Annotated in this window: 23 protein-coding genes and 1 pseudogene; 18 read left to right on the top strand and 6 right to left on the bottom strand. The window is 73.0% G+C overall.

What is annotated here, in order from left to right; translation table 11 throughout:
* Positions 1-49: 49 nt before the first annotated feature.
* The 7 genes from HW837_RS06875 (at position 50) to pcaDC (ending at position 6,658) form a co-directional block, all read left to right on the top strand.
* Positions 50-829, top strand: coding sequence for a CoA transferase subunit A (locus HW837_RS06875; protein ID WP_045556770.1), 780 nt, complete (start codon positions 50-52; stop codon positions 827-829).
* Positions 829-1,476, top strand: coding sequence for a CoA transferase subunit B (locus tag HW837_RS06880; RefSeq protein WP_193379927.1), 648 nt, complete (start codon positions 829-831; stop codon positions 1,474-1,476). Before HW837_RS06875 ends, HW837_RS06880 begins: the two co-directional genes overlap by 1 nt.
* Complete coding sequence (locus HW837_RS06885; protein WP_045556768.1) at positions 1,473-2,699, top strand: thiolase family protein; 1,227 nt, start codon at positions 1,473-1,475, stop codon at positions 2,697-2,699. Before HW837_RS06880 ends, HW837_RS06885 begins: the two co-directional genes overlap by 4 nt.
* A 115-nt stretch (positions 2,700-2,814) precedes the next feature.
* Positions 2,815-3,588 carry a protocatechuate 3,4-dioxygenase subunit beta gene (pcaH, locus tag HW837_RS06890; protein WP_045556767.1) on the top strand — a complete coding sequence of 258 codons (774 nt, stop codon included), beginning with the start codon at positions 2,815-2,817 and terminating at the stop codon, positions 3,586-3,588.
* 6 nt (positions 3,589-3,594) lie between these two features.
* Positions 3,595-4,200, top strand: coding sequence for a protocatechuate 3,4-dioxygenase subunit alpha (gene pcaG / locus HW837_RS06895; protein ID WP_045556766.1), 606 nt, complete (start codon positions 3,595-3,597; stop codon positions 4,198-4,200).
* Positions 4,197-5,528 (top strand): 3-carboxy-cis,cis-muconate cycloisomerase, encoded by a 1,332-nt coding sequence (gene pcaB / locus HW837_RS06900; RefSeq protein ID WP_045556765.1) that lies wholly within the window; start codon positions 4,197-4,199, stop codon positions 5,526-5,528. The genes pcaG and pcaB overlap by 4 nt, the downstream gene beginning before the upstream one ends.
* A complete protein-coding gene (gene pcaDC / locus HW837_RS06905; RefSeq protein WP_193379926.1) occupies positions 5,525-6,658 on the top strand; it encodes a bifunctional 3-oxoadipate enol-lactonase/4-carboxymuconolactone decarboxylase PcaDC in 1,134 nt (377 codons plus the stop codon). Before pcaB ends, pcaDC begins: the two co-directional genes overlap by 4 nt.
* A gap of 67 nt (positions 6,659-6,725) precedes the next feature.
* Here the strand turns inward: pcaDC and HW837_RS06910 are convergent, their stop codons facing one another.
* On the bottom strand, positions 6,726-9,398 hold the full coding sequence (locus HW837_RS06910; RefSeq protein WP_045556763.1) for an ATP-binding protein: 2,673 nt from the start codon (positions 9,396-9,398) through the stop codon (positions 6,726-6,728).
* A gap of 241 nt (positions 9,399-9,639) precedes the next feature.
* Here HW837_RS06910 and HW837_RS06915 point away from each other — a divergent pair, with 241 nt between their 5' ends.
* The 3 genes from HW837_RS06915 to HW837_RS06925 all read left to right on the top strand — a co-directional run bounded on the left by HW837_RS06915 (position 9,640) and on the right by HW837_RS06925 (position 13,470).
* The gene (locus HW837_RS06915) at positions 9,640-10,947 is read left to right on the top strand and encodes an MFS transporter (RefSeq protein ID WP_193379925.1); all 1,308 of its coding nucleotides are present in this window, start codon (positions 9,640-9,642) and stop codon (positions 10,945-10,947) included.
* Positions 10,948-10,953: 6 nt separating this feature from the next.
* Positions 10,954-12,267, top strand: coding sequence for an anhydro-N-acetylmuramic acid kinase (locus tag HW837_RS06920; protein WP_078853369.1), 1,314 nt, complete (start codon positions 10,954-10,956; stop codon positions 12,265-12,267).
* Positions 12,268-12,426: 159 nt separating this feature from the next.
* Entirely contained in the window at positions 12,427-13,470 is a 1,044-nt protein-coding gene (locus tag HW837_RS06925; RefSeq protein WP_045556761.1) for a DUF2510 domain-containing protein, read from the top strand.
* Between the two features lie 184 nt (positions 13,471-13,654).
* Here HW837_RS06925 and HW837_RS06930 read toward each other — a convergent pair whose 3' ends face one another.
* Entirely contained in the window at positions 13,655-14,269 is a 615-nt protein-coding gene (locus HW837_RS06930; RefSeq protein WP_045556760.1) for a TetR/AcrR family transcriptional regulator, read from the bottom strand.
* A gap of 229 nt (positions 14,270-14,498) precedes the next feature.
* Between HW837_RS06930 and HW837_RS06935 the strand changes: the two genes are divergently transcribed.
* Positions 14,499-15,299: a phosphatase PAP2 family protein gene (locus tag HW837_RS06935; RefSeq protein ID WP_193379924.1), complete on the top strand. Its 801-nt coding sequence runs from the start codon at positions 14,499-14,501 to the stop codon at positions 15,297-15,299.
* The gene (locus HW837_RS06940; RefSeq protein WP_193379923.1) at positions 15,296-16,285 is read left to right on the top strand and encodes a DMT family transporter; all 990 of its coding nucleotides are present in this window, start codon (positions 15,296-15,298) and stop codon (positions 16,283-16,285) included. Before HW837_RS06935 ends, HW837_RS06940 begins: the two co-directional genes overlap by 4 nt.
* Before the next feature lie 235 nt (positions 16,286-16,520).
* Here HW837_RS06940 and HW837_RS06945 read toward each other — a convergent pair whose 3' ends face one another.
* Positions 16,521-18,572: a phosphocholine-specific phospholipase C gene (locus HW837_RS06945; RefSeq protein ID WP_193379922.1), complete on the bottom strand. Its 2,052-nt coding sequence runs from the start codon at positions 18,570-18,572 to the stop codon at positions 16,521-16,523.
* Between the two features lie 307 nt (positions 18,573-18,879).
* Between HW837_RS06945 and HW837_RS06950 the strand changes: the two genes are divergently transcribed.
* The 3 genes from HW837_RS06950 to HW837_RS06960 are packed head-to-tail and all read left to right on the top strand — an operon-like array spanning position 18,880 to position 21,073.
* Entirely contained in the window at positions 18,880-19,944 is a 1,065-nt protein-coding gene (locus HW837_RS06950; RefSeq protein WP_193379921.1) for an aromatic ring-hydroxylating dioxygenase subunit alpha, read from the top strand.
* Positions 19,941-20,123, top strand: coding sequence for a hypothetical protein (locus HW837_RS06955; protein ID WP_045556755.1), 183 nt, complete (start codon positions 19,941-19,943; stop codon positions 20,121-20,123). The genes HW837_RS06950 and HW837_RS06955 overlap by 4 nt, the downstream gene beginning before the upstream one ends.
* On the top strand, positions 20,120-21,073 hold the full coding sequence (locus tag HW837_RS06960) for a PDR/VanB family oxidoreductase (RefSeq protein WP_193379920.1): 954 nt from the start codon (positions 20,120-20,122) through the stop codon (positions 21,071-21,073). The genes HW837_RS06955 and HW837_RS06960 overlap by 4 nt, the downstream gene beginning before the upstream one ends.
* Here the strand turns inward: HW837_RS06960 and HW837_RS50295 are convergent.
* The 3 genes and pseudogenes from HW837_RS50295 to HW837_RS06970 form a co-directional block, all read right to left on the bottom strand.
* Positions 21,050-21,232 (bottom strand): hypothetical protein, encoded by a 183-nt coding sequence (locus HW837_RS50295; RefSeq protein ID WP_237270028.1) that lies wholly within the window; start codon positions 21,230-21,232, stop codon positions 21,050-21,052. The two genes, HW837_RS06960 and HW837_RS50295, sit on opposite strands and share 24 nt — an antisense overlap.
* Before the next feature lie 55 nt (positions 21,233-21,287).
* Positions 21,288-21,347, bottom strand: a pseudogene (locus HW837_RS50300) (hypothetical protein); the annotation flags it as partial.
* Between the two features lie 144 nt (positions 21,348-21,491).
* The gene (locus tag HW837_RS06970) at positions 21,492-21,689 is read right to left on the bottom strand and encodes a hypothetical protein (protein WP_045556752.1); all 198 of its coding nucleotides are present in this window, start codon (positions 21,687-21,689) and stop codon (positions 21,492-21,494) included.
* 106 nt (positions 21,690-21,795) lie between these two features.
* Between HW837_RS06970 and HW837_RS06975 the strand changes: the two genes are divergently transcribed.
* The 3 genes from HW837_RS06975 to HW837_RS06985 are packed head-to-tail and all read left to right on the top strand — an operon-like array spanning position 21,796 to position 24,307.
* On the top strand, positions 21,796-22,764 hold the full coding sequence (locus HW837_RS06975; protein ID WP_193379919.1) for an ABC transporter substrate-binding protein: 969 nt from the start codon (positions 21,796-21,798) through the stop codon (positions 22,762-22,764).
* Complete coding sequence (locus HW837_RS06980) at positions 22,761-23,534, top strand: ABC transporter permease (protein ID WP_045556750.1); 774 nt, start codon at positions 22,761-22,763, stop codon at positions 23,532-23,534. Before HW837_RS06975 ends, HW837_RS06980 begins: the two co-directional genes overlap by 4 nt.
* On the top strand, positions 23,531-24,307 hold the full coding sequence (locus HW837_RS06985) for an ABC transporter permease (RefSeq protein WP_045556749.1): 777 nt from the start codon (positions 23,531-23,533) through the stop codon (positions 24,305-24,307). Before HW837_RS06980 ends, HW837_RS06985 begins: the two co-directional genes overlap by 4 nt.
* Positions 24,308-24,324 lie beyond the last annotated feature (17 nt).

The raw sequence follows: 24,324 nt of genomic DNA on the forward strand, positions 1-24,324 counted from the left end.
GTCCTGATTAACGGGTCATCGGGTGCGCGGACGAGATGGGGCCTCACGGATGGACAAGGTGGTCGCCACAGCCCTGGAGGCAGTGGCCGATGTGCCGGACGGCGCGACGCTCGCCGTCGGCGGATTCGGGCTGAGCGGGGTACCGAACGCGCTGATCCAGGCGCTCCACGAGCGCGGGGTCTCCGGTCTCGGCATCGTCTCGAACAACTGCGGAGCCATGGAGTCCGGCCTCGCGGTGCTGCTCGCGGCCGGCCGTATCGCCCGGGTGACCGGTTCGTACATCGGGGCGAACAAGGAATTCGCGCGACAGTACCTCGCCGGTGAGCTGGAGGTCGAGATGATCCCGCAGGGCACGCTCGCCGAGCGGCTGCGCGCGGGCGGCGCCGGCATCCCCGCCTTCTACACCCCGGCGGGCGTCGGCACCCAGGTGGCCGAGGGCGGCCTCCCCTGGCGCTACGACGGCGACGGCGGTGTCTCGCTGGCCTCGCCGCCCAAGGAGGTCCGCGAGTTCGACGGCGGCGAGTACGTGCTCGAACGCGGCATCCGCACCGACTACGCGCTCGTCCGCGCCGTCCGGGGCGACCGGCACGGCAACCTGGTCTTCAACAAGTCCTCCCGCAACTTCAACCCCCTCGCGGCGATGGCCGGCAAGGTGACGATCGCCGAGGTCGAGGAGCTGGTCGAGCCCGGCGAGATCGACCCGGACGCCGTGCATCTGCCCGGCATCTTCGTCCAGCGCGTCATCGCCCTCACCCCCGAGCAGGCGGCCGACAAGAAGATCGAGAAGCGGACGGTCTCCGCCGCGACGACGGGAACGGTGAGCGAGTGATGGCCTGGACCCGTGAACAGATGGCCGCCCGCGCCGCGCGCGAACTCGAGGACGGCCAGTACGTCAACCTCGGCATCGGCCTGCCGACGCTGATCCCGAACTACCTCCCGGACGACGTCGAGGTGATCCTTGAGTCGGAGAACGGCATCCTGGGCACCGGCCCGTACCCGACCGAGGACCAGGTCGACCCCGATCTGATCAACGCGGGCAAGGAGACCGTCACCGTCCTGCCGGGGGCCTCCTACTTCGACTCGGCACTGTCCTTCTCGATGATCCGCGGCGGCCACATCGACGTCGCCGTCCTCGGCGCGATGCAGGTCTCCGCCCGGGGCGACCTCGCCAACTGGGCCATCCCCGGCAAGATGATCACCGGGATCGGCGGTGCCATGGACCTCGTCCACGGCGCGCGCACGGTCATCGTGGTCATGACCCACGCCGCCAAGGACGGCTCGGCGAAGATCCTGGAGGAGTGCGCGCTGCCGCTGACCGGCAAGCGTTGCGTGAACCGGATCATCACCGACCTGGGTGTGCTCGACGTGACGGACGAGGGCCTGGTGCTCGTGGAGACCGCGCCCGGTGTCACCGTCGAGGAGATCGTCGCCAAGACCGCGGCCAAGGTACGCGTCCCCGAGGAGAGCCTGTCATGAGCAACGCCTCGCGTCCCCCTCGCAAGGACGTCTACGTCGTCGACGCGGTCCGTACCCCGATCGGCCGCTACAACGGCGCCCTGGCGGGGGTCCGGCCCGACGACCTCGCCGCGCACGCCGTCCGTGAGCTGCTCGCCCGGACGCCGGACCTGGACCCGGCGCGGATCGAGGACGTGTACTTCGGCAACGCCAACGGCGCCGGCGAGGAGAACCGCAACGTCGGCCGCATGGCCGCGCTGCTGGCCGGGCTGCCCACCTCCGTACCGGGCGTGACCGTCAACCGGCTGTGCGCCTCGGGCCTGGAGGCCGTGATCCAGGCGGCCCGCGCCATCGCGCTGGGCGACGCGTCGATCGCCGTCGCCGGCGGTGTCGAGTCCATGACCCGCGCGCCGTACGTCCTGCCGAAGAACGACCGACCCTTCCCCGCCGGGCACACCGAGCTGTACTCGACCACGCTGGGCTGGCGCATGGTCAACCCGGACATGGACCCGCAGTGGACGATCCCGCTGGGCGAGTCGGCCGAACTCATCGCCGACAAGCACAAGATCAGCCGGGAGCAGCAGGACGAGTTCGCCCTCGCCTCCCACCAGAAGGCGGCGAAGGCCCGGGCCGCGGGGCTCCTCGATGCCGAACTGGCGCCCGTCTCCATCCCGCAGCGCAAGGGCGACCCGGTCGCCTTCGGCGCCGACGAGTGCGTACGCGCCGACGCGTCCCTGGCCGCCATGGCCAGGCTGAAGCCGTCCTTCCGCCCCGACGGGGGCACGGTCACCGCGGGCAACGCCTCGCCGCTGAACGACGGGGCCGCCGCGCTCCTGCTGGTGGACGAGGAGGGGCTGGCGGCCACCGGTCGCGAGCCGCTCGCCCGGATCTCGGCGTCCGGGGTCTCCGCGATCGACCCGCACTACTTCGGGCTCGCGCCCGTCGAGGCGGTCACCCGTGCGCTGGACAGGGCCGGCAAGGGCTTCGGGGACCTGTCGGTTCTCGAACTGAACGAGGCGTTCGCCGCACAGGTGCTCGGTTGTGTCGCCGAATGGCCCGAGTTCGACCCGGCGATCCTCAATCCGCAGGGCGGGGCGATCGCGCTCGGTCATCCGCTGGGCGCGTCCGGTGCGCGGCTGGCGGGGACGGTCGCGCACCAGCTGGCGCGCGCGGGCTCGGGCGTCGGCGTCGCCACCTTGTGCATCGGCGTGGGGCAAGGACTCGCCCTCGTTCTGGAGCGCTGAGCTGTCACCGCGACTGCCGGCCGTACGTGGCTGGTCGCGCAGTTCCCCGCGCCCCTGACGGGGCGCCGTCCTGACCCCCGACTTCGACGAGACCGACAAGACTTCAGGAACCCCCATGACTCTCACCCAAGCGGACATCGATCAGGAGATCGCGGCCGAACACGCCGCCTACGAGAAGCGGGTCGCCGACGGCGCGCCCGTGGAACACCACCCCCGCCGTGACTACGCCCCCTACCGCTCCTCGGTCCTGCGGCACCCCGAGCAGCCGCCGATCTCCATCGACATCACCCAGGACCCCGAGCTGGTGGAGCTGTCCTCCCCCGCCTTCGGGGAGCGGGACATCACCGAGATCGACAACGACCTGACCAGGCAGCACAGCGGCGAGCCCATCGGAGAGCGGATCACGCTCACCGGCCGGCTCCTCGACCGCGACGGGCGCCCGCTGCGCGGCCAGCTGGTGGAGATCTGGCAGTCCAACTCGGCGGGCCGCTACGCCCACCAGCGCGAGCAGCACGACGCGCCCCTGGACCCGAACTTCACCGGCGTGGGCCGCACACTGACCGACGGCGAGGGCCGCTACCACTTCACGACCATCCAGCCGGGCCCCTACCCGTGGCGCAACCACCTCAACGCCTGGCGGCCGGCCCACATCCACTTCTCGATGTTCGGCTCGGCGTTCACCCAGCGGCTCGTGACGCAGATGTACTTCCCGAGCGACCCGCTCTTCCCCTACGACCCCATCATCCAGTCGGTCACGGACGACGCGGCCCGGCAGCGGCTGGTCGCGACGTACGACCACAGCCTGTCCGTGCCGGAGTTCTCGATGGGCTACGTCTGGGACATCGTGCTCGACGGCCCGCAGGCCACCTGGATCGAAGAAGGGCGCTGACCTGCCATGACGAAGATCGACACCAGCCGCCCGGAGACGGTGCTCCCGACCCCGTCGCACACGGTCGGCCCCTTCTACGGCCACGCCCTGCCCTTCCCCGGCGGCGGCGACATCGCTCCCCTCGGCCACCCCGACACCATCTCCCTGCACGGCCGCATCCTCGACGGCGAGGGCAACCCGCTGCCGGACGCCTTCCTGGAGCTGTGGGGCCCCGACCCGGACGGCAACATCTCGCGGGTCGACGGTTCCATGCGCCGCGACTCCGCGAGCGGCGGCTTCCTGGGCCGCAACGGCGTGGAGTTCACCGGCTGGGGCCGCGTCCAGGCCGACAGCAGCGGCCACTGGACCGCGCGTACGCTGCGGCCCGGCGCACGCGGGCGCAACGCGCCGTATCTCAGCGTCTGCGTCTTCGCGCGGGGCCTGCTCGTCCATCTGTACACCCGGATCTATCTGCCGGGCGACGATGCCGCGCTGGCCGCCGACCCGCTGCTCTCCCGGGTGGACGAGGCGCGCCGGGGCACGCTGATCGCCGAGGACGGGGGCAACGGCACCTACCGTTTCGACATCCGCCTTCAGGGCGAAGGCGAAACGGTCTTTCTGGAGTTCCAGTGACTTCTGCCGACGCCGACACCGGTCTGCTCGCCCCCGGGTGGACCGGTTCCCCGGCCGCGGCCGCGACGAGCGACACCGCCTATCTGCGGGCGTTGCTCGACGCCGAGGCCGCGCTGACCCGCGCCCAGGCCGCGCTGGGGCTGGCCCCCGCCGCGGCCGGGCCCGCGGTGACCTCGGCGGCGGACGCCGCCGTCCTCGACGTACGCTCCCTCGCCGAACGCGCGCGCGGCGGCGGCAACCCGGTGATCCCGCTGGTCGCGGACCTCACCGCGGCGGTGGGCACGGAGTACGGCCCGTACGTCCACCGGGGCGCCACCAGCCAGGACATCCTGGACACGGCGACGATGCTGGTCGCCGCCCGCACGCTCGATCTGGTCCTGGCCGACCTCGGCCGTACGGAGGCCGCGCTGGCCGCGCTCGCCGCCGCGCACCGGGACACCGCGATGCCCGGCCGCACCCTCACCCAGCACGCCGTGCCGACGACCTTCGGGCTGAAGGCCGCGGGCTGGCGCTCGCTTCTCCTGGACGCCCGGGACCGGCTCGCCGTCGTCCGCGCGACGCTGCCCGCCCAGCTCGGGGGCGCGGCGGGCACGGCGGCGGCGTTCACCGTCTTCGGGGCCACCGACACCCAGGCCCTGAGCACCGCCTACGCCCATGAACTCGGCCTCCGCGCACCCGAGTTGCCCTGGCACACCCTGCGCACCCCGATCGCGGACCTGGCCGGAGCGCTGGCGTTCGCCGCCGGCGCCCTGGGGAAGGTCGCGGTGGACGTGCTGACCCTGGCCCGCACCGAGATCGCGGAGGTGACCGAGGGCAGCGGCGGCGGTTCGTCGGCGATGCCGCACAAGGCGAACCCGGTCCGGTCGACGCTCATCGCGGCGGCCGCCCGGCGGGCGCCCCAGCTGGCGGCCACGCTGTACGGGGCGCTGCCGGCCGAGGACGAACGGCCGGCCGGTGCGTGGCACGCGGAGTGGGAGCCGCTGCGCGAGCTGCTCCGCCTCGTCGGGGGCGCCGCCCGGGACGCGGTCGAGCTGGCGCGGGGGCTGCGGGTGCACACCGACGCGATGCGCCGGCACCTGGACCTCACCCACGGGCTGATCGTCTCGGAGCGGCTGGCCGCCGAGCTGGCCCCGGTGCTGGGCCGGGCCCGCGCCAAGGAGCTGCTGACCCGGACCGCCGAGCGCGTCTACGCCGAAGGGCGCCCGCTGGGCGAACTGCTCGCCGAGGAACCGGAGTTGAGGGACATCGACCTCGCGGACCTCACGGACCCCACCCGATACACCGGCTCCGCCGGAGCCCTCACCGACCGTGCCCTGGAGCGACGTTGACCGACACCCTGCTCAACCACCGCGCGGAGGGCCCGACGTCCGCTCCCCCACTGCTGCTCGGCCCCTCCCTCGGCACGTCCACCCGGCTGTGGGACAAGGTGGCGCCCGAGCTGTCGATCACGCACCGGGTGGTCCGCTGGGACCTGCCGGGGCACGGCGGCTCCTCCGCCGGGCTGATCGCGCCGGGGGCGACGGTGGGCGACCTGGCCGCCCTGGTCCTGGATCTGGCGGACGCGCTGGGCGTCGAACGGTTCGCCTACGCCGGGGTCTCCCTCGGCGGCGCGGTCGGTCTGTGGCTGGCCGCGCACCACCCGGAGCGGATCTCCTCCCTCGCCGTGATCTGTTCGTCGGCGCACTTCAACGGCGCCAAGCCGTGGGAGGAACGGGCGGAGCTGGTGCGCCGGGAGGGGCGGGAGGGGCTGGCCGGGCTCGCTCGGAGTGCCGACTCGCGGTGGTTCACGCCCGGTTTCACCGTGCCGGAGCTGGTGGAGGACCACCGCCGGGCCGACCCTGAGGCGTACGCCGCCTGCTGCGACGCGCTCGCCGCGTTCGACCTCCGCGAGGAGCTGTCCCGGATCACCGTGCCCACCCTCCTCGTCGCCGGCCGCGAGGACCCGGCGACGCCGCCCGCGCATCTGCGGGAGATCGCGGACGCGGTGCCCGGGGCGACGCTCACCGAGATCGCGGGGGCGTCGCATCTCGCGCCCGCGGAACGGCCGGAGGCCGTACTGGCGGCGCTGCGCGGGCACGTCGACGGGTACCCGAAGCGCGGGATGGAGGTGCGGCGCCAGGTGCTCGGCGACGCGCACGTGGACCGCGCCCAGTCCCGGCAGACCCCCTTCACGGCGGAGTTCCAGGACTTCATCTCCCGCTACGCCTGGGGCGAGATCTGGACCGATCCGACGCTGTCCCGCCGCGAACGCAGCATGGTCACGCTGACCGCGCTGATCGCCCACGGCCACTACGACGAACTGGCCATGCACATCCGCGCCGCCCGCCGCAACGGCCTCACCCCGGACGACATCGGCGCCGTCCTCCTCCAGACGGCCGTCTACTGCGGCGTCCCGGCAGCGAACTCGGCGTTCGCGGTGGCGCAGGGGGTGCTGGCGGAGGAGGAGGGGCAGGGCTGAGGGGGCGTCGAGGCGGCACCGTACGCCGCGTCGGTGCCGCCCGGCGTACTCCCGGCCGGCACACGCCCTATTCGAGTCGGCCGAGTTCCTCCCGAGCCCGCCGGGCCAGGCCGTCGGCGCCGCAGGACTCGGCCAGTGTCAGGCCCCGGTTGAGTTCGGAGACCGAGCGGTTGGCGATGCCGTACTCGACACGGGCCGCGGCGTGCTCGTAGGCGGAGGGCGACGCCGCCAGATAGGTGACCGCCTGGGCGTAGAGCGAGGTGGCCTTACGGCCGGTGGCGAGGGACGCCTCGACGCGCAGGGCCTCGCCGATGGCGGTGTCCGTACCGAAGCGTTCGGCACGGCGGCGGACGCTCGCGGCGAGTTCGGCGGCCCGGCGCGGGTCCTCGCCGGCCAGGGCCCGGGCGAGGGCGCCACCCCAGGTGGCGGAGACGGTGTTGTGGTGGCCCCGGGCCGCCGTCGCCTTCTCGGCGGCCTCCAGCTCGTTGATGCCTTCCTTGGTGCGCCCCACTGCGAGCAGCAGCCGTCCCCGTACGGACCGCGGTTCGGGCAGCACGATGGTGGACGGGTACGGCGGCGCGAAGTTGTACTGCTCGGCGACGGCCCAGGCCTCCTCGACGTGGCCGCGGACGAGCAGCGTGTCGACCAGGTTGCAGGTGGTGGTCCAGTACAGGGGCAGTCCGCGACCGACCCCCTCGGCCAGCACCAGCGACCGGCGCAGGGAGGCCTCCGCGTCCCTGAGGCGGCCCCGCATGCGGTGTCCGAGCCCGACATAGGCGTGGGCCAGCGCGAGATGACCGCCGCTCCAGCCGGCGGACTCGTAGGTGCGCAGGGCTTCCGTGAAGAGGCTCTCGGCCCGGTCGAGGCGGTCCGCGTAGGCGTACGCGCTGGCCAGCATCAAAAGCAGTTCGATGCCCCACTCGGTGTCGGTCCAGCCGAGTCCGGGCGCGAGGCGGCCGTTGACGAGGGCGCGGTCGCAGAGTTCGACGACCTCCTCCGCGTTCTCGCCGCGGGTCATCGCGTCGAAGCCCCGGAGGATGAGCAGCGCGCGTTCGGAGTTGTCCCGGCCGGTGCAGGTCGCCGCGAGGGCGGCGAGCTCCTGGGAGTGGGTCGGCGGGAGTTCCTCACCGGCGTGGACGCCCTCCCACATGTAGCGCGCGGCCTGGAGACGCATCCGGGCGGGCCCGGGGTCCAGCCGCCCGATCTCCGCGTCGAGCGTGCGGACGGCCTCGTGCAGCTGGTCGTTGTGGAGGAGCACCTGCGAGAGGCGGAAGACCGCGTCGACGCGCTCCGCGCTGTCGAGGCCGGGCTCGGCCAGGGCCGAGCGGAGGTACTCGACCGTGGTGCCGGGTGAGGTGAGCAGGGTGGCGCAGCCCAGTTCGTAGAGCACGCGGACCCGGACGTCCGGCTGCGGCGGCTCCTTCAGGGCCCGCTCCAGACAGCGGCGGGCGGCCTCGGGGGCACCGACGGCCAGGTGTTCCGCCGCGGCGGCGCGCAACTGCTCGACCAGTTCGGCCTCGCCGTCGGGGTGCACCTCGATGAGGTGGCGGGAGGCCGCGGCGGCGCCGCGCCCGGATTCGGTGACGGCCGTCGCGGCGACGCCGTGGAAGGCGGTGCGGATGCCCGGCGGGATCGAGTCGTAGACGGCGGTGGCGATCAGCGGGTGGACGAACTCCAGGTCTCCGGCGTCCGCCTGACGGTTGGCCGGATCGGGCTCGGTGAGGATTCGGGCCGAGGTCAGCAGCTCGGCACACTGCACGGCCGAGGCCCGGGGCAGGCTGGCGAGGCGAGCCACGATGTCGACGGTGATCCCGGTGTGCAGGATGGCCGCCGCCCACGCGAACCGCGTGGCCTCGACGCCCAGTTCCTCCAGGCGGGCGACGAGGCCGGTGCCGCGCGCCGAGCGGTTCAGGGCGCGCAGTTCGCCGGCCGAGTCCTCCACCGGGTCCAGTCCGCAGTCCTTCACCTTGGCGAGGAGTTCGACGGTGTTGTACGCGTTGCCACCGGTGACCGCCCAGACCTCGCGGCAGAACGGGTCGTCGGCGTGCCGGCCGACCGTGGCACGGGTGAGCCCCGCGGTGGCCTTGGGGGTGAGCGCGTTGAGCGTGGAGACGGGGCGTGCCTTGGCGGCGATCCGGCCGAGATGGCGGGCGCGTTCGCCGGTGGCCTCGCCGGGGCGTCGGGCCACCACGACGAGGACGCACATCTCGGTCAGCCGGTCGGCCAGGGCGGACAGCCAGTGCAGCGTCTCCTGGTCGGCCCAGTGGAGGTCGTCGATCAGCAGCACGAGCGGCCAGGCGCGACGCACCAGGCGGTTCACGGCGGCGACGAGCCCCTCGCACACGCCCTGCGGGTCCGCCTGGCCCTCACCGGGTTCGGCGAGGCCGAGGGCGGGTCCGGCGATGTCGTACCAGTCGCCCAGGTACTCGCGGGTCTCCTCCTCCATCAGCCCCATGAGTCCGGGCTGCAGCAACTGTCGTACGACGTTGAAGGGGACGGAGGTGACGGTCTCCCCGCCACGGGCGTACCAGACCCGGCAGCCCCGCTGCTCGGCGATCCGGCGGGCCTCGGTGAGGAGGGCGGTCTTGCCGACGCCCGCCTCGCCGGTGAAGACCAGCACGCTCCCGGGGGACGCCTTGTCGACGCACAGTTCGTCGATCGCCTCCGTGATGGCGGTGATCTCCGTGTCGCGCTCCCACAGGGAAGCCGAGGCTGCCGCGTCGGGCCGTGCCTCCGTCATTCCGCTACCTCCCGAGGTCGCCCGAACGATGCACAGGTCATTGAGCGTAGCCCCCTGCATGCCGAAGTGGAGGCTGGTCCGGGCACCTATTGCCGTGTCGGGTGACACCGGGCGGCGGACGGGCGACGCATCCGTGCGGCCACCTGCCCCGTTGGACATGACGGGCAGTCAACTCCCCGTGATCACCAGCCCGTTTTCCGTATTTCCGGTGACGGCGGTTCCCTACCCCGAAGGAGACGGCATGACCGCATCCGGCCCCGGCCGCAGCCCCCGTCCCGTCCTCACCGGGCCGCCCCGGCGGGCCCTGTTCGCGGGGGCCGTGGGGAACTTCATCGAGTGGTACGAGTTCGGGGTGTACGGGTACTTCGCGACGATCATCGCCGCGCGCTTCTTCACCCCGGAGGGCGGCGGTGAGGCCGAGGGGCTCGTGCGGACGTACGCCTCGTTCGCGCTGGCGTTCTTCTTCCGGCCGGTGGGCGCCGCGCTGTTCGGCAGGCTCGGTGACCGGATCGGCCGCCGGCCCGTGCTGGTTCTGGTGATCGTCCTGATGACGGTCGCGACGACCCTGATCGGCGCGCTCCCCACGTACGACACCGTCGGCGCCGCCGCGCCCTGGCTGCTGACGCTGCTCCGGGTGCTCCAAGGGCTGTCGGCGGGAGGGGAGTTCGGGGGCGCGGTGTCGGTGATGACGGAGTTCGCGCCGGCCGGCGGACGGGGCCTGTACGGCGCGTGGCAGTCGTTCACGGTGGCGCTGGGGCTGCTCGGCGGCGCGGGGGTCGCGGCGCTGCTGGCCACCGTCCTCTCCCCCGAGGCACTGGAGTCGTGGGGGTGGCGGCTGCCGTTCCTGCTGACGCTGCCGCTCGGCCTCGGCGCGCTGTGGCTGCGGTTGCGGCTGGACGAGACGCCCGCCTTTCGGCGGGAGCACGAGGAGGGAACGGCACCGGTCCGGCCGCCGGTCCCCGAGACCGCCCGGGCCATCGCGCTCGGTGCCGGGCGCGTCATGGGCTGGGCGGCGGCCGGCTACACCTTCCTGGTCGTGCTGCCCTCCTATCTCCAGAACAGCCTGGACGCCACCTTCCGGCAGGCACTGCTGGCCACCGTGCTGGCCAATCTCGGCTTCGCCGTCACGATCCTCCCGGCCGGACGGCTCAGCGACCGGGTGGGCCGCCGGCCCGTGATGCTGACGGGCGCCCTGGCGGTGACCGTACTGGCGCTGCCGCTGCTCGACCTCCTCCAGGACACGGGCACCTCGACCGCAGCGAAGGGCGTGGCGGTGTGCGCGGCGGGCGCGGTCGTCGGACTGATGGCGGGGCCGGGGCCGGCCATGCTCTCCGAGATGTTCCCGACGAGCGTCCGCTACACGGGCCTGGGACTCGCCTACTCCCTGTCCAATGCCGTGTTCTCGGGCTGCGCGGGCCTCATCATCACGGAGACCGTCAAGCGGACGGGCAACGTGGACGTCCCGGCGTACTACGCGGCGGCCACCTGCGCGGTGAGCGCGCTCGCCCTGCTGACGCTCCGTAAGCCGACCGCCGGACAGGGGAGTTGATGGGGCATGCGGGTGATCGGACTGATGTCCGGGACGTCGTACGACGCCGTCGACGCCGCGGCGGCGGACCTGGGCCTCGACGGCGACACGCTCACCCTCAGGCCGCTGGGGCGGATCAGCCGGGCGTACGACGACGACCTGCACAGCGCGTTGGCGAGCGCGCTGCCCCCGGCCGCAACCACCGTCGGCGAGGTGTGCCGGTTGGACACCCGTATCGGGCAGGCGTTCGCGGCCCTCGCGGTCGAGGCCGACCGGGAACTCTGCGACGGTCGGGCCGAGTTGGTCGCTTCGCACGGGCAGACGGTCTACCACTGGGTCGCGGGTGGCGGGGAGATCGGCGCGCGGGAGGACAGCGACAGCGGCGGGGTCGGTGCGAGGGGCCGGGCCGCCCTCGCCGGTGCGGCGGTTCCGTCGGGGGCGGGCGGCGCCGGGACCGCCGTGCTCGGCACGCTGCAGCTCGGGCAGCCCGCGTGGATCGCCGAGGCGACGGGGCTGCCCGTGGTGGCCGACTTCCGGGCCCGGGACATCGCCGCCGGCGGGCAGGGCGCGCCCCTGGTGAGCCTCGTCGACCGGCTGTGGCTGCGCGGCCGGCCCGGCACCCCGGTCGCCCTGAACCTGGGCGGCATCGCCAACCTGACCGCCCCCGACGGCACCGCCTTCGACACCGGGCCCGCGAACGCGCTGCTCGACGCGGCCGTGCGGGACTTCACCGGCGGGCGGCTCCCGTACGACGTGGACGGCGCCCTGGCCGCTCGCGGCACCGTCCACCCGCCGCTGCTGCGGCGCCTCCTCGCCGAGCCGTACTACGCGCTGCCGGCGCCGAAGACGACCGGCAAGGAACTCTTCCACGCCGGTTATCTGCGCGCCGCGCCGGCCGGGTTCGGGGAACTGCCCCCGGCGGACGTCGCGGCCACCCTCACCCGGCTCACCGCGCGGACGGTCGCCGACGCCGTCCGCGCGGTGGGGGCCACGGAGGTGATCGCGTCGGGCGGCGGCACCCGCAATCCGACGCTGATGCGGATGCTGGCCGCCGAGCTGGCGGACGTACCGCTGCGGGTGTCGGACGAGTGGGGGCTCCCGGCGGACGCGAAGGAGGCGTACGCCTTCGCCGTGCTGGGCTTCCTGACCGTCCACGGCCTGCCGGGCACCGATCCGCGGAGCACGGGCGCCCGCCACCCCAGCGTGCTGGGATCGGTGACTCCGGGCCGCCGGGGCCTCCCCCGCCCGGAGCGGAACACCGCGCACGAGCCCGGCGCGCGCGGGGAGCGCGCGGCGCCGCCCCACGCCGGTCGGCCCCCGGTACGGCTCGTCATCGGGTGAGCGCCCGGACGAGGGCCTCGAACGGCTGACGGAGAACGCCGCGTCGGACGGCCTCGAACGGCACAAAAGCGCCAGGACCACCGGCGGGCAAGACAGCGGCTGGGCACGAATGTCCGCCCCTCTCATCCGGTTTTCACTCCGGCCTCATACGGTGGCCCCATGACGCAGGTGACTCCTCCCGGGTGGTACCCCGACCCCGGGCAGACAAGTGACGCGCCCGCCACCGAGCGCTGGTGGGACGGCAAGGCGTGGACGGACCAGATCCGCCCCGCCGGCTCGGCCCCGGGGTTCGGTCCGCCGACCTACCCGCCGGGCGCCGGGGCCTACCCGCAAGGGCCCGGTGGCCACCCCGGATACCCCGGTCACCCCGGATACCCGGCCCCCGCCCCCAGGCGCGGCCTGCGCACCGGGATAGCCGTCGCCGTGGCCGCCGCGGTGCTGGCCAGCATCGGGGTGGGCGTGTACGCGCTGGCCGGCAACGACGGTGGCAGCGAGGGCAGTACGACGTCCCAGGGATCCGGCGGGCAGAGCGGCGGGCGCGGTGACGACGGCGGCCAGGGCGGACCGGGCGGCGGCTCCGACGGGCAGGGCGGCCCCGGTGGCTCGGGGGGTTCCGGCGGACGGACGCCCGGACCGGACGGGTCGGAGCAGCCGCCGCAGGAGGACGGGTACGCCACCGACACCACCAGCGGCATCAGCATCCCTGTGCCCGAGGGCTGGCTCACCTCTCCGCTGCAGGTCGGCGCGCAGGTCACGACCGAGGCGTCGTACAAGTGCCCGGCGGATCCCTCGAAGACGTGCACGCGCGGCGGCGCCTACTCGACCCCCGCCGAGCTGCTGAAGCTGAAGGCCACGACGGCCGAGGCCGCCGCCAAGGAGGACATCGCCCAGGCCGCCGAGGACGCCTACGGCAGCGAGGGCTACGGGAAGATCACCTCGCACGAGGAGCTGGCCTCCAAGGCGGTGACCGTGGCCGGTGAGAAGGGCTACTACGTCCGCTGGAAGGTGGTCACGGGCAAGGGCGACGACGGCTATGTCGAGTCGCTCGCCTTCCCCTCCCCCGCCGACTCCTCGCGGCTCGTCGTGGTCCGCTTCGGCATCGACGTGAGCGACAAGGCGCCCGAGCAGTCGGTCATCGACGAGATCACCAAGGGCATCAAGAAGGCGTCGATCAGCGGAGGCGGCAGCGGTCAGGACGTGTGAGGGGGGCGTGACGTCGAGGGGACGGCCCGCGGCCGTGCGGCCCTGAGGACGGAAAGTCGGCCGGGTGGGATTCCTCTCCGCTCCAGAGGAACCCCACCCGGCCGGGGTTACGCGCCGCCCCCGTCCCCACGGTGCGGCGCGATCAGGTCGTCGTCCGGTCGAGTCACGGACGGCGGCCTGAGCCCTATGAGAGACCGAGCGTGGGCAGCACGGCCGCTTCCATGAACTTGGTGATGTACGTCTCGTCCGCGTCCCGGCCCTCCAGGACCGGCCGGGCCCGCAGAACGCCGAAGATCTGCGCCGGGACGAACTCCAGCGCCGGGTGGTCCGCGGGAACCTCGCCCCGCGCCACTCCGCGGGCGATCATCGCCCGCAGCGCGTCGATCTCCGGCTCCACCAGCGCGTCGCGCAGGGCCGCCCGCAGCTCCTCGTCCTGCGCGACGGCATGGCCGAGGCCCTGGAAGAGGCGCCCCTCCAGAACGTAGCCCTCCCCGGCATGCCGGGCCACCTCGCGCAGGTCACCGGCGAGGGTGCCGGTGTCGATCCCCGCGCAGCGGACACTGCGGCGCGCGCGCAGCGCGGCCGCCACGAACTGCGGTTTCGTCCGCCACTGCCGGTAGAGCGTCGACTTGCTGCACCGCGTGCTCGCGGCGACGCCCTCCATGGTCACCGAGTCGTAACCACACTCACGGATCTGTTCGAGCACAGCGTCGAAGAACTCCAGCTCGCGCTCGGGCGTGAGCTTGGAGCGGCGTGAGGCGACGGCCGTCTCCGGCCCCTCCGCTGCCTGCGACGTCATGACTCCTGTCTCCTCCGGTCGTCCCTGTGCCGAAAGGCCTGTCGAAACGCCACTGTACCGGAACGGCTCCGTATCGGTACAGTGCCGTATCGACACCCCCTCGTTTCGGTACTCGGACGTATCGGTACACTCTCGTATCGGTACCGGCACGTATCGGTACTACGGCGTATCGATCGTCGTGCCGCCAAGGGAACCAGCGCCACCAGCGCCGTCAGTGAAAGGGCCGGGGATGGAATGCCGCACCGCGCCTGCGCGAGAGCCGGCCGCCGCGATACCGCGACCGCCCCTCGTCCGTGAGCTCCTGCTCGTCGCAGGGCTCTTCCTCGTCTACAAGTTCGGCCGGCTCCTGGCCAACGGTCACACCACCGAGGCCTTCCGCAACGCCCACGACCTCTGGGGCTGGGAGCGCGCCCTGGGCCTGCCGGACGAGGGCTCCGTGCAGTCCGTGCTGCTGCACGGCGACACGCTGGTCCACATCGCGAACGTCTACTACGCGACCGTCCACTTCCCCGCCACCGCGGCCTTCCTCATCTGGCTGTACGTGCGGCGGCCCGGGCACTACACAGGGGCGCGGCGGGCCCTCGCCGCGCTGACCGCGGCGGCGCTGCTGCTGCACCTCGCGTTCCCGCTGGCCCCGCCGCGGATGCTGGACGGCGCGCACCTCCTCGACACCGGACAGGTCTACGGACCGACGGTGTACTCGGCGACACCGGCGACCGACTCGCTGGCCAACCAGTTCGCGGCGATGCCCTCGCTGCACTTCGGCTGGGCCCTGATGGTCGCGGTCGGCCTGATCGCCGCGACCCGCTCCCGGCTGCGGTGGCTGTGGCTGCTGCACCCCCTGGTGACCCTGGTGGTGATCGTCGGCACGGCGAACCACTACTGGCTGGACGCGATCGTGGCCGGTGCCCTGCTGGCCGTCGTCCTCGCCGTGATCCGGCTCCCGCACCGGACGGCCACCACCGCCGGGCAGCGTCCCGGGGCCCTCGTGCCCACCGAGGAACCGGTCCTGGTGGGAGCGGGCCGATGAACGCCACCCTCGTCGCCGTCGCCCTGTCGCTGGTCTCCGCCGTCGCCTACGCGGCCGCCGCCGTGGCCCAGGAGCGGCTCGCCTCGCGCAGCGCCGACCCGGGCGTACGGCGGATGCTCGCCAGCGGTGCCTGGTGGAGTTCGGTCGCGCTCAACGCGGGCGCCGCGCTGCTGCACGTCGTGGCCCTCAAGTACGGCCCCCTCACGGTCGTGCAGCCGCTGGGCGCGCTCACCCTGGTGGCCGCGGTGCCGCTGGGGGCGCGGATGGCGGGGCGCCGGGTCACCCCGACGGAGTGGCGGGGCACCGCGCTCACGCTGGCCGGTCTCGCCGCGATCCTGGTCGTCGCGTCCGGGTCGGCGCCGGACGAGGTGCTGAGCCTTCCGGAGGCCGTCGCCGTGGCCGGGGCGACCGTCACCCTGGTCGGTCTGCTGTCGCGGCCCGGTGCCCGGCCCGGGCTGCGTCACGCCGGTGCCTCCGGAATGGCCTCGGGGGTCGCCTCCGCGCTCACCCAGACCGTCACGGTCGCGGCGACGGACCGCTCGGGGTCCCTCCTCGACCTGGAGGTCGTCGTGGTGGCGCTGCTGGTCGCCGCGTTCGCCGTGGGCGGGCTGATGCTCTCCCAGACGGCGTACCGAGGGGGCCTGGGCGCTCCCCTCGCGGTCGTGACCCTCTCCAACCCGCTGGCCGCCGCCGTGATCGGCCTCTCCCTGCTCGGGGAGGGCCTGCGGGGTGGGGTGGCGGGGGCGTTGCTCGCGGTGACGGGGGCCGTGGTCGCCGCGCGGGGCGTGGTGCTGCTGACCCGGGTGACCCCGGAGGCCACCGTCCGGCCGATGGACCCCGCCCGGCCGGCCGGTCCCGCACCGGCGGCCGAGGACCACCCCGTGGCGGCGGTCCTCGCCCTGGAGCCCCACCACGCCCCGACGGAACCGTCGTTGCTGCCCCGCCGCCCGGGCACCCCGGCACCCGGGCACCTCACCGCGCTCTGAGGAGACGGGCGGGAGGCGCCGGCCGGCCCTCACAGGCCGCCGCCTGCGCCCACGCGTGCCGCCCCCGCGGCACGGGTGGGCGCAGCTGGGGCGGGCGCCGGAGACAGCGGGGCCCCGCCCCACCAAGGGGCGCGGCCCGGAAGGCCGCAGGCCTCAGGGGCGCGGGGAACTGCGCGATCAGCCACGTACGGCCGGTGGACGCCCGACGGCAGATCCTCCCGAGCTGCTGGGCGCGCTACCCCCGCCCCAGCGCCGGATCACTCACCCCCGCCCGCCCGTTCTCCACGTGTCCGGCGAACCTCCGGAGGAACCCCCCTTCGGCGGTCACCGTCAGGTCGTACCAGCGGCGGGTGGACCGGAGGTCCACGACCTGCCGGACCTTCGCCCCGGCCCGCACCCGGACCGTACGGGCCCGGCCCCCGTACGCGCTCACCACCCTCAGCGTCACCGTCCCGGACCCCCGGTGGGTGAAGGTCAGCTCCACGTCGTCCCCGAGGTGGCGCGCGGTGACCTCGGGCCCGCCCCCGGCCGTCCTCCCCGGTCCCGCGAAGACCCGCAGGAAGCCGTTCGGCCCGTGCACCGTCAGATCGTGGGAGCCACCGGAGGCCGCGGCGTCCCACGTGTCCGACACGGTCCGGCCCGCCCCGGTGGTGTACGTCCACGGCCCGTCCGTACGGTTGCCCGAGGTCACGAGGAACGCCGCGCCGGCCCTGCCGCCGGAGGCGAACGTGAGGGTGAGGGTCCCGGCCTTCGGGTCGGCCGAACCGTCCACCCGGGGCGCGTACTTCAGCGGCCGGGCGGGACGCAGCCCCCGTTCCTGGCGCGGCATGCTCGGGTCCGCCGGCACGGCCGGCCGGTAGTCGGGGTGCCGCTGCCGGTCCGGCGGCTCGTACGCGTCGGTGTCCGGCAGCGCGACGGGCCGGCTGTCCTTGCGGGAGAAGTCGAACGCCGCGGTCAGATCACCGCAGACGGCGCGCCGCCACGGCGAGATATTGGGCTCGCGCACCCCGAACCGCCGCTCCATGAACCGCAGGATCGAGGTGTGGTCGAGGGTCTCCGAGCAGACGTAACCGCCCTTGCTCCAGGGGGAGACGACGAGCATCGGCACGCGCGGGCCGAGGCCGTACGGACCGGCGACATGGGTCGCGCTGCCCGCGAAGAGGTCCGGGCCGACGTCGACCGTCGACCTGCCGTGGGCCGCGTCGCGCGGCGGCAGCGGCGGCACGAGATGGTCGAAGAAGCCGTCGTTCTCGTCGTACGTGATGAACAGGGCCGTCTTCGCCCAGACCGCCGGGTTGGAGGTGAGCGCGTCGAGGACCTGGGAGATGTACCAGGCGCCGTAGTTCGAGGGCCAGTTGGAGTGCTCTGAGAACGCCTCGGGCGCGGCGATCCAGGAGATCTGCGGCAGCCTGCCCGCCTTGACGTCGGCCTTCAGCTGATCGAAGTAGCCGTCGCCGGCCTTCGCGTTCGTACCGGTGCGTGCCTTGTCGTACCAGGGGTCGCCGGGCTCGGCGTTCCGGTACTTGTCGAAGTAGAGCAGCGAGTTGTCGCCGTAGTTGCCCCGGTAGGCGTCGGCTATCCAGCCCCAGGATCCCGCCGCGTCCAGGCCGTCGCCGATGTCCTGGTAGATCTTCCAGGAGATCCCGGCCGCTTCGAGGCGTTCGGGGTAGGTGGTCCAGTCGTAGCCGACCTCGTCGTTGCCGAGGACGGGGCCGCCGCCCTTGCCGTCGTTGCCCGTGTAGCCCGTCCACATGTAGTAGCGGTTGGGGTCGGTCGAGCCGATGAACGAGCAGTGGTAGGCGTCGCAGACGGTGAACCTGTCGGCGAGGGCGTAGTGGAACGGGATGTCGTCCCGTGTCAGGTACGCCATCGTCGTGGTGCCCTTGGCCGGCACCCACCTGTCGTACTTGCCGCCGTTGTAGGCGCCGTGCCCGTCCGGCCAGCCGTGCGGCAGGCCTTCCAGGAACTGCATGCCGAGATCGTCGGCCTCGGGGTGGAACGGCAGCACGTCCTTCGTGCCGTCCGACTGGTGCCACACGCTCTTCCCGTTGTCCAGCGTCACCGGATGCGGGTCGCCGAAGCCGCGTACGCCCCTCAGCGAGCCGAAGTAGTGGTCGAAGGACCGGTTCTCCTGCATGAGGACGACGATGTGCTCGACGTCCTCGATCGTGCCGGAACGATGGTGCGCGGGCAGCGCCGCGGCCCGCTCGATGCTGGCCGACAGTGCGCTGAACGCCGTTGTGGCGCCCGCGACCTGGAGGAATCGCCGCCGGTTGACTTCAGGCATGGGTGGATGACCTCTTGTCCTGACGTGGTGCGTCGGATGGGACCTGCGCGACGGGGGTGCTTCGGGAGTCCCCGGGGAATGGTCCAAGAGGAACGAACGCGGGGGAAGGGTCCGTGGCGCGGGTGTGACGCGCCGGGGACCCCCGCGCGAACAGCGCCGGGCGGGTGCGCCAGGGCCGGGCAAAGCGGTCCTTCCGTCTGACGGAAGCGGTATTGCCCGGTGCCGGGGCGGCTCAGGAATGTGGTGGCACGCGAGGCGACGTGCCTCCGCTCGAACGGTTCTCAGGGTTCTCAGGGACGGGATCGCCATGCCTCACATGACCGCCTTCGCCAGGAATCAGTGGTACGTCGCCGCCTACGCCGAAGAGGTCGGCCGTGAGCTGCTGGGTCGGACGATCCTCGGTGAGCCGCTCGTCTTCTACCGGACGGAGGAGGAGGGCACGCCCGTCGCGCTGCACGACCGGTGTGTGCACCGCCGGTACCCGCTCTCCGAGAGCGGCCTGGACGGGGACCGCATCGTGTGCGGCTACCACGGCTTCACCTACGACACGACGGGCGCGTGCGTGTACGTGCCGGGGCAGAAGCGCATCCCGCGGACGGCCCGTGTCGCCTCCTACCCGGTGGTCGAGCAGGACTCGCTGATCTGGGTGTGGATAGGCGACCCGGCGCTCGCCGACCCGCAGACCATCCCGCGCGCCAAGCACCTGGCCGCCCCCGGCTGGACGACCGTGCGCGGCATGGAGCCGATCGACGCCGACTACGGGCTCCTCGTCGACAACCTGCTCGACCTGTCCCACGAGACGTATCTGCACGGCGGCTACATCGGCACCCCCGAGGTCGCCGAGACGCCGATCACCACCGAGGTCGACGAGGGCGCCGGTGTCGTGCGGGTGAGCCGGCACATGGACGACGCCGAGTGCCCGCCGTTCTACGCGAAGTCGACCGGCATCGAGGGACGCATCACCCGCTGGCAGGACATCGAGTACTTCGCACCGTGCCTGTACCTGCTGCACAGCCGGATCGCGCCGGTGGGAGTGCTCCCGGAGGCGGACGGCAGCGACCCGAACGGCTTCCACACCGAGATCACCTACGCGATCACCCCGTCCACGGACGGCAAGGTGTACGACTTCTGGATGGTCTCCCGCGACTGGGCCACCGACAACGACGAGGTCACCCAGTTCCTCAAGGGCAACAACCACACGGTCGTCATGCAGGACGTCGTCGCGCTGAACCTGCTCCAGGAGACGCTGGGCTCCGAGCGCACCGGCTACCAGGAGCTGAGCATCAACATCGACACCGGTGGTCTGGCCGCCCGCCGCATCCTCGCCCGCCTGGTCGAGCAGGGCGAGAAGCCGGTGGAGCCGGTCCTGTGAGCACACCGCCCACCCTCCGGACGGGGGAGATCTACCGCATCGCCTGGCTGCCGGGCACGGACGTCCTGCACGGCACCTGTCACTGCGGGCGCGAGCACACCTCGCAGGACCCCATCGAGATGTGGGAGTGGATGCTCGCCCACCCGCAAGGACACGATCCGCAAGGGAACAGTTCATGACCTCGTCCTCCACGTCGCCCGTCTACGAGGCCGAACTCGTCGTAGACAGCCGGGAGTTCGCCGCCGACGGCGTCCTCGCCCTCACCCTGCGCCACCCGCTGGGCGAGGAACTCCCGGCCTGGGAGCCGGGCGCGCACATCGATGTGCTGCTCGGGCCCGAGCTGGAGCGGCAGTACTCGCTGTGCGGCGACCCGGCGGACCGGCACACCTGGCGGATCGGGGTGCTGCGGGAGCCCGACGGGCGCGGCGGATCGGCGTACGTGCACACGGAGTTGGGGCGGGGCGACAAGGTCCGGGTGCGCGGGCCGCGGAACAACTTCGCGCTGGAGCCGATGCCCCGCTACCGCTTCGTGGCCGGCGGCATCGGCATCACGCCCATCCTGCCGATGCTGGCCGCCGCCGAGGCGGCCGGCGCGGAGTGGTCGCTGCTGTACGGCGGGCGCAGCCGCGAATCCATGGCGTTCCAGGAGGAGTTGGCCGCGTACGGGGACCGGGTGACGGTCGCCCCGCAGGACGAGGCCGGGCTGCTCGACCTCGGGTCCGTGCTGGACGGACTGCCCGAGGACACGCTCGTCTACTGCTGCGGTCCCGGCGCGCTGCTCGACGCGGTCGAGGAGCGGTGCCCGGGCCGGGCGCTCCGGGTCGAGCGGTTCCGGCCCAAGGAGCAGGAGACCGGCCCGGACGCCGAGTTCGAGGTCGTGCTGGAGCGGACGGGGAAGACCGTCACGGTTCCCGTGGGTGTCTCCGTGCTCGACACCGTGCGCGCCGCCGGAGTCGAGGTGCTGTACTCCTGCGCCGAGGGCACGTGCGGGACCTGTGAGACGGACGTGCTGGAGGGCACCCCGGACCACCGCGACTCGGTTCTCAGCGAGGAGGAGCGCGCGGCCGGGGAGACCATGCTCATCTGTGTGTCCCGCTGTCAGGGGTCACGGCTGGTGCTCGACCTGTAGGGGCGGCGTCGAGGCCAGGCGGGCCGACCGGGCCGGGGCGACGCCGGAGGTGACGGCTCGTGCCCGGCTCGCGGCCGTCCCGGTCGCGCACAGGTCGGCCTCGATCCGGGCGACCGCGGCGAGCAGTTGGGGCAGCAGGTCGCGGGCGTACCGCCTCAACGGACGTACGGCCGGCGTGGACGGGGATGTTCACGGCGGCCACCACCTCGCCGTCCCGGTCCCGGACCGGAGCGGTGACCGAGCGGAGCCCCTCTTCCAGCTCCCGGTCGACCAGGGCGTACCGTTCCTGTGGACCGAGTGGGAGTGATTCCGTTCAGCCGCGCGCCCCGAACGGTCTTGGGCGAGCCGGCCCCGGCGTACTCGGCCCCGGGTGGCGCCACGCATCCGGTGCGTGGTCCTGGCCCGGGAGGCCGGTTCCCTACGCGACCTGGCCGCCGAGCAGCTCCAACCCCTGCCGTCGTACACGGCGCAGCTCGGCCGTGAGCCCCCGCTCGAAGGACCGGACGAAGTGTGGTGCGCGGGCCGCGTCGAACCGGTCTCGATCGGGCATCGTCGCCTCCGGGAAGCCGCTCGGACCATGTCCGGGGCTGTCGACGACCTTGCGGAGCAGCGCCATTGACCGGCAACCGTCGGCGTTCTACCGTCCCGCTGAGCACTTATGTGCGGTGTGCGCACAGCATGTCGGGCAAACCCGTCGTAGCGCGGTCCCATCAGGGGGAGTCATGCGTCGTCTGCTCATCCACCTCGCGGCCGGAACCTTGTGCGTCACCGCGGCGGCCTGCGGTTCGTCCGATGCCGGCTCGGACGGCGCGGACCCGGGGTCCGGCGGCACCACCACCCTCGAGCTCGGGGTCATCCCCATCATCGACGTCGCTCCCCTGTACCTGGGTGAGAAGAAGGGCTTCTACCGCGAGCGCGGGCTGAAGCTGGAGCCCACGCTCGCCCAGGGCGGGGCGGCGATCGTGCCCGGTGTCGTCGCCGGCCAGTTCGACTTCGGCTTCAGCAACATGACCTCCCTGCTGGTCGCCCGGTCCAAGAACGTGCCGGTCGAGGCCGTGGTGAACGGGGTCGCCTCCACCGGGAAGGCGGGCGCCGACTTCGCGGAGATCGCCGTGCCGAAGGGCAGCCCCCTGAAGTCCGCCAAGGACCTGGAGGGCAGGAAGGTCGCGGCCAACACCCTCGGCAACATCTGCGACACCTCGGTCAACGAGTCGGTCCGCAAGGACGGCGGCGACCCGTCGAAGGTCGAGTACGTGGAGATGCCCTTCGACCAGATGCCGGCCGCCCTGTCCGGGGGCCAGGTCGACGCGGCCTGCGTGGTGGAGCCGGCGCTCGCCACCGTCAAGTCCCAGGGCGGCACGGTCCTGGCGTCGAACTTCGTCGACGTGTCCCCCGACCTCACCGTGGCCATGTACTTCACCTCCCGGCAGTACGCCCGGAAGAACCCGGAGTTGGTGAAGAAGTTCCAGGAGGCCACGGCCGAGTCGCTGGCGTACGCCGACGAACACCCCGACGAGGTACGGGAGATCATCACCACGTACACCAAGATCCCCCAGAGCCTGCTGGAGACGGTCGTGCTGCCCCGCTGGCCCGCCGAGCCGGACCGCGCCTCGATCGAGCGGCTGGCCGAACTGGGGCAGCGGGACGGGCTGTTCGAGCAGGCCCCGGACCTGGACGAGCTGCTGCCGTGAGGGGTTCCCACGCCGCCCTCGGCGCGGCCGGCCTCACGGGATTCCTCGCCCTGTGGGAGGCGGTCCCGCGGCTCGGCGTGGTCAAGGAGGACTTCCTGCCGCCGGTCAGCCGGGTCGCGGGCGCCCTCGGCACCGAGTTCGCCGACGAGGCGTTCTGGACGGCGCTCGGCGACACCCTCACCGGCTGGGCGGTCGGGCTGCTGATCGCCGTCACGGCCGGGATCCTGGCGGGGGGCGTCATCGCGGTCGTGCCGTATCTGCGCGAGGCGACGTCCTCCACGATCGAGTTCCTGCGCCCGATCCCCTCGGTGGCCCTGATCCCCCTCGCGGTCCTGCTGTACGGCACCGAACTGCGCTCGGTGCTGCTGCTGGTGGTCTACGCGTCCTTCTGGCAGATCCTGATCCAGACGCTGTACGGCGTCCAGGACGTCGACCCGGTCGCCGAGGAGACCGCCCGCTCCTACGGCCTCGGCACCTGGGCGCGGATCCGCCACGTGCTGTGGCCCACGGCCCTGCCGTACGTCATGACGGGCGTCCGGCTGGCCGCCGCCGTGGCCCTCATCCTGGCCGTGACCGCCGAACTGGTCATCGGCGCACCGGGGTTGGGGCAGCGCATCGCGGTCGCGCAGACCTCGCAGGCGGTGCCGGAGATGTACGCGCTGGTGGTGGTCACCGGGCTGTTGGGGCTGCTCATCAACGTGGGGGCGCGGACGGTGGAGCGGCGGGCGCTGGCCTGGCACCAGTCGGTGCGCGGGGAGGTGGCGGTGTGAGCCGTGTCCTGCTCCGGCTGCTGTTCGTCGTCGCCCTCCCCCTCGTCCTGGTCACCGTGTGGTGGCTGGTCTCGGAGAGCAGCACCGATGTGTTCTGGCCGCCGCTGCGCACGATCCTCGCCACGTTCCCCGACGTCTGGACGGCCGAGCGGCTGCGCGACGACGTCCTGCCCAGCCTGCTGCGGCTCACCGCCGGGTACGCGCTGGCGGCGGCCGTCGGTGTGGCGCTCGGCACGGTCATCGGCTCCTACCGGCGGGTGCGGGCGCTCTGCGAACCGGTCCTGGAGTTCCTGAGGGCGGTGCCGCCGCCGGTGCTCGTCCCGGTCGTCATGCTGTTCGCGGGCATCGGCGACACGATGAAGATCGTGGTGATCGCGAGCGGCTGTGTGTGGCCGATCCTGCTCAACACGGTCGAGGGGGTGCGCGCGGTGGACTCGGTGATGGCCCAGACGGCCCGGTCGTACGGCATCACGGGCGCGGCGCGGCTGCGGCACGTCGTGCTGCGCTCGGCGAGCCCGCAGATCTTCGCGGGGCTGCGCCAGGCGCTGTCCATCGGCATCATCCTCATGGTCATCAGCGAGATGACCGCGTCCAGCAACGGACTGGGCCACACCATCGTCCAGTTCCAGCGCGGTTTCGCGATCCCCGACATGTGGACCGGCATCCTGGTCCTCGGTCTGCTGGGGTTCGTGCTGTCCGTCGTCCTCCGGCTGGTCGAGCGGCGCGTGCTCGGCTGGTACCACGGTCTGCGCGCTTCCTCCCGGCGGTCGTAGTGGAACTCGAGAAGGGG

Origin of the sequence: Streptomyces caniscabiei, from assembly GCF_014930365.1 — a bacterium.
In the GTDB taxonomy this organism is placed as follows: Bacteria; Actinomycetota; Actinomycetes; order Streptomycetales; family Streptomycetaceae; genus Streptomyces; species Streptomyces caniscabiei.

Coding starts and splice junctions, on each gene's coding strand:
- HW837_RS06875 (WP_045556770.1), top strand. CDS start 50: ATGGACAAGGTGGTCGCCACAGCCCTGGAGGCAGTGGCCGATGTGCCG.
- HW837_RS06880 (WP_193379927.1), top strand. CDS start 829: ATGGCCTGGACCCGTGAACAGATGGCCGCCCGCGCCGCGCGCGAACTC.
- HW837_RS06885 (WP_045556768.1), top strand. CDS start 1,473: ATGAGCAACGCCTCGCGTCCCCCTCGCAAGGACGTCTACGTCGTCGAC.
- pcaH (WP_045556767.1), top strand. CDS start 2,815: ATGACTCTCACCCAAGCGGACATCGATCAGGAGATCGCGGCCGAACAC.
- pcaG (WP_045556766.1), top strand. CDS start 3,595: ATGACGAAGATCGACACCAGCCGCCCGGAGACGGTGCTCCCGACCCCG.
- HW837_RS06910 (WP_045556763.1), bottom strand. CDS start 9,398: ATGACGGAGGCACGGCCCGACGCGGCAGCCTCGGCTTCCCTGTGGGAG.
- HW837_RS06915 (WP_193379925.1), top strand. CDS start 9,640: ATGACCGCATCCGGCCCCGGCCGCAGCCCCCGTCCCGTCCTCACCGGG.
- HW837_RS06920 (WP_078853369.1), top strand. CDS start 10,954: ATGCGGGTGATCGGACTGATGTCCGGGACGTCGTACGACGCCGTCGAC.
- HW837_RS06925 (WP_045556761.1), top strand. CDS start 12,427: ATGACGCAGGTGACTCCTCCCGGGTGGTACCCCGACCCCGGGCAGACA.
- HW837_RS06930 (WP_045556760.1), bottom strand. CDS start 14,269: ATGACGTCGCAGGCAGCGGAGGGGCCGGAGACGGCCGTCGCCTCACGC.
- HW837_RS06935 (WP_193379924.1), top strand. CDS start 14,499: ATGGAATGCCGCACCGCGCCTGCGCGAGAGCCGGCCGCCGCGATACCG.
- HW837_RS06940 (WP_193379923.1), top strand. CDS start 15,296: ATGAACGCCACCCTCGTCGCCGTCGCCCTGTCGCTGGTCTCCGCCGTC.
- HW837_RS06945 (WP_193379922.1), bottom strand. CDS start 18,572: ATGCCTGAAGTCAACCGGCGGCGATTCCTCCAGGTCGCGGGCGCCACA.
- HW837_RS06950 (WP_193379921.1), top strand. CDS start 18,880: ATGCCTCACATGACCGCCTTCGCCAGGAATCAGTGGTACGTCGCCGCC.
- HW837_RS06960 (WP_193379920.1), top strand. CDS start 20,120: ATGACCTCGTCCTCCACGTCGCCCGTCTACGAGGCCGAACTCGTCGTA.
- HW837_RS06970 (WP_045556752.1), bottom strand. CDS start 21,689: ATGGCGCTGCTCCGCAAGGTCGTCGACAGCCCCGGACATGGTCCGAGC.
- HW837_RS06975 (WP_193379919.1), top strand. CDS start 21,796: ATGCGTCGTCTGCTCATCCACCTCGCGGCCGGAACCTTGTGCGTCACC.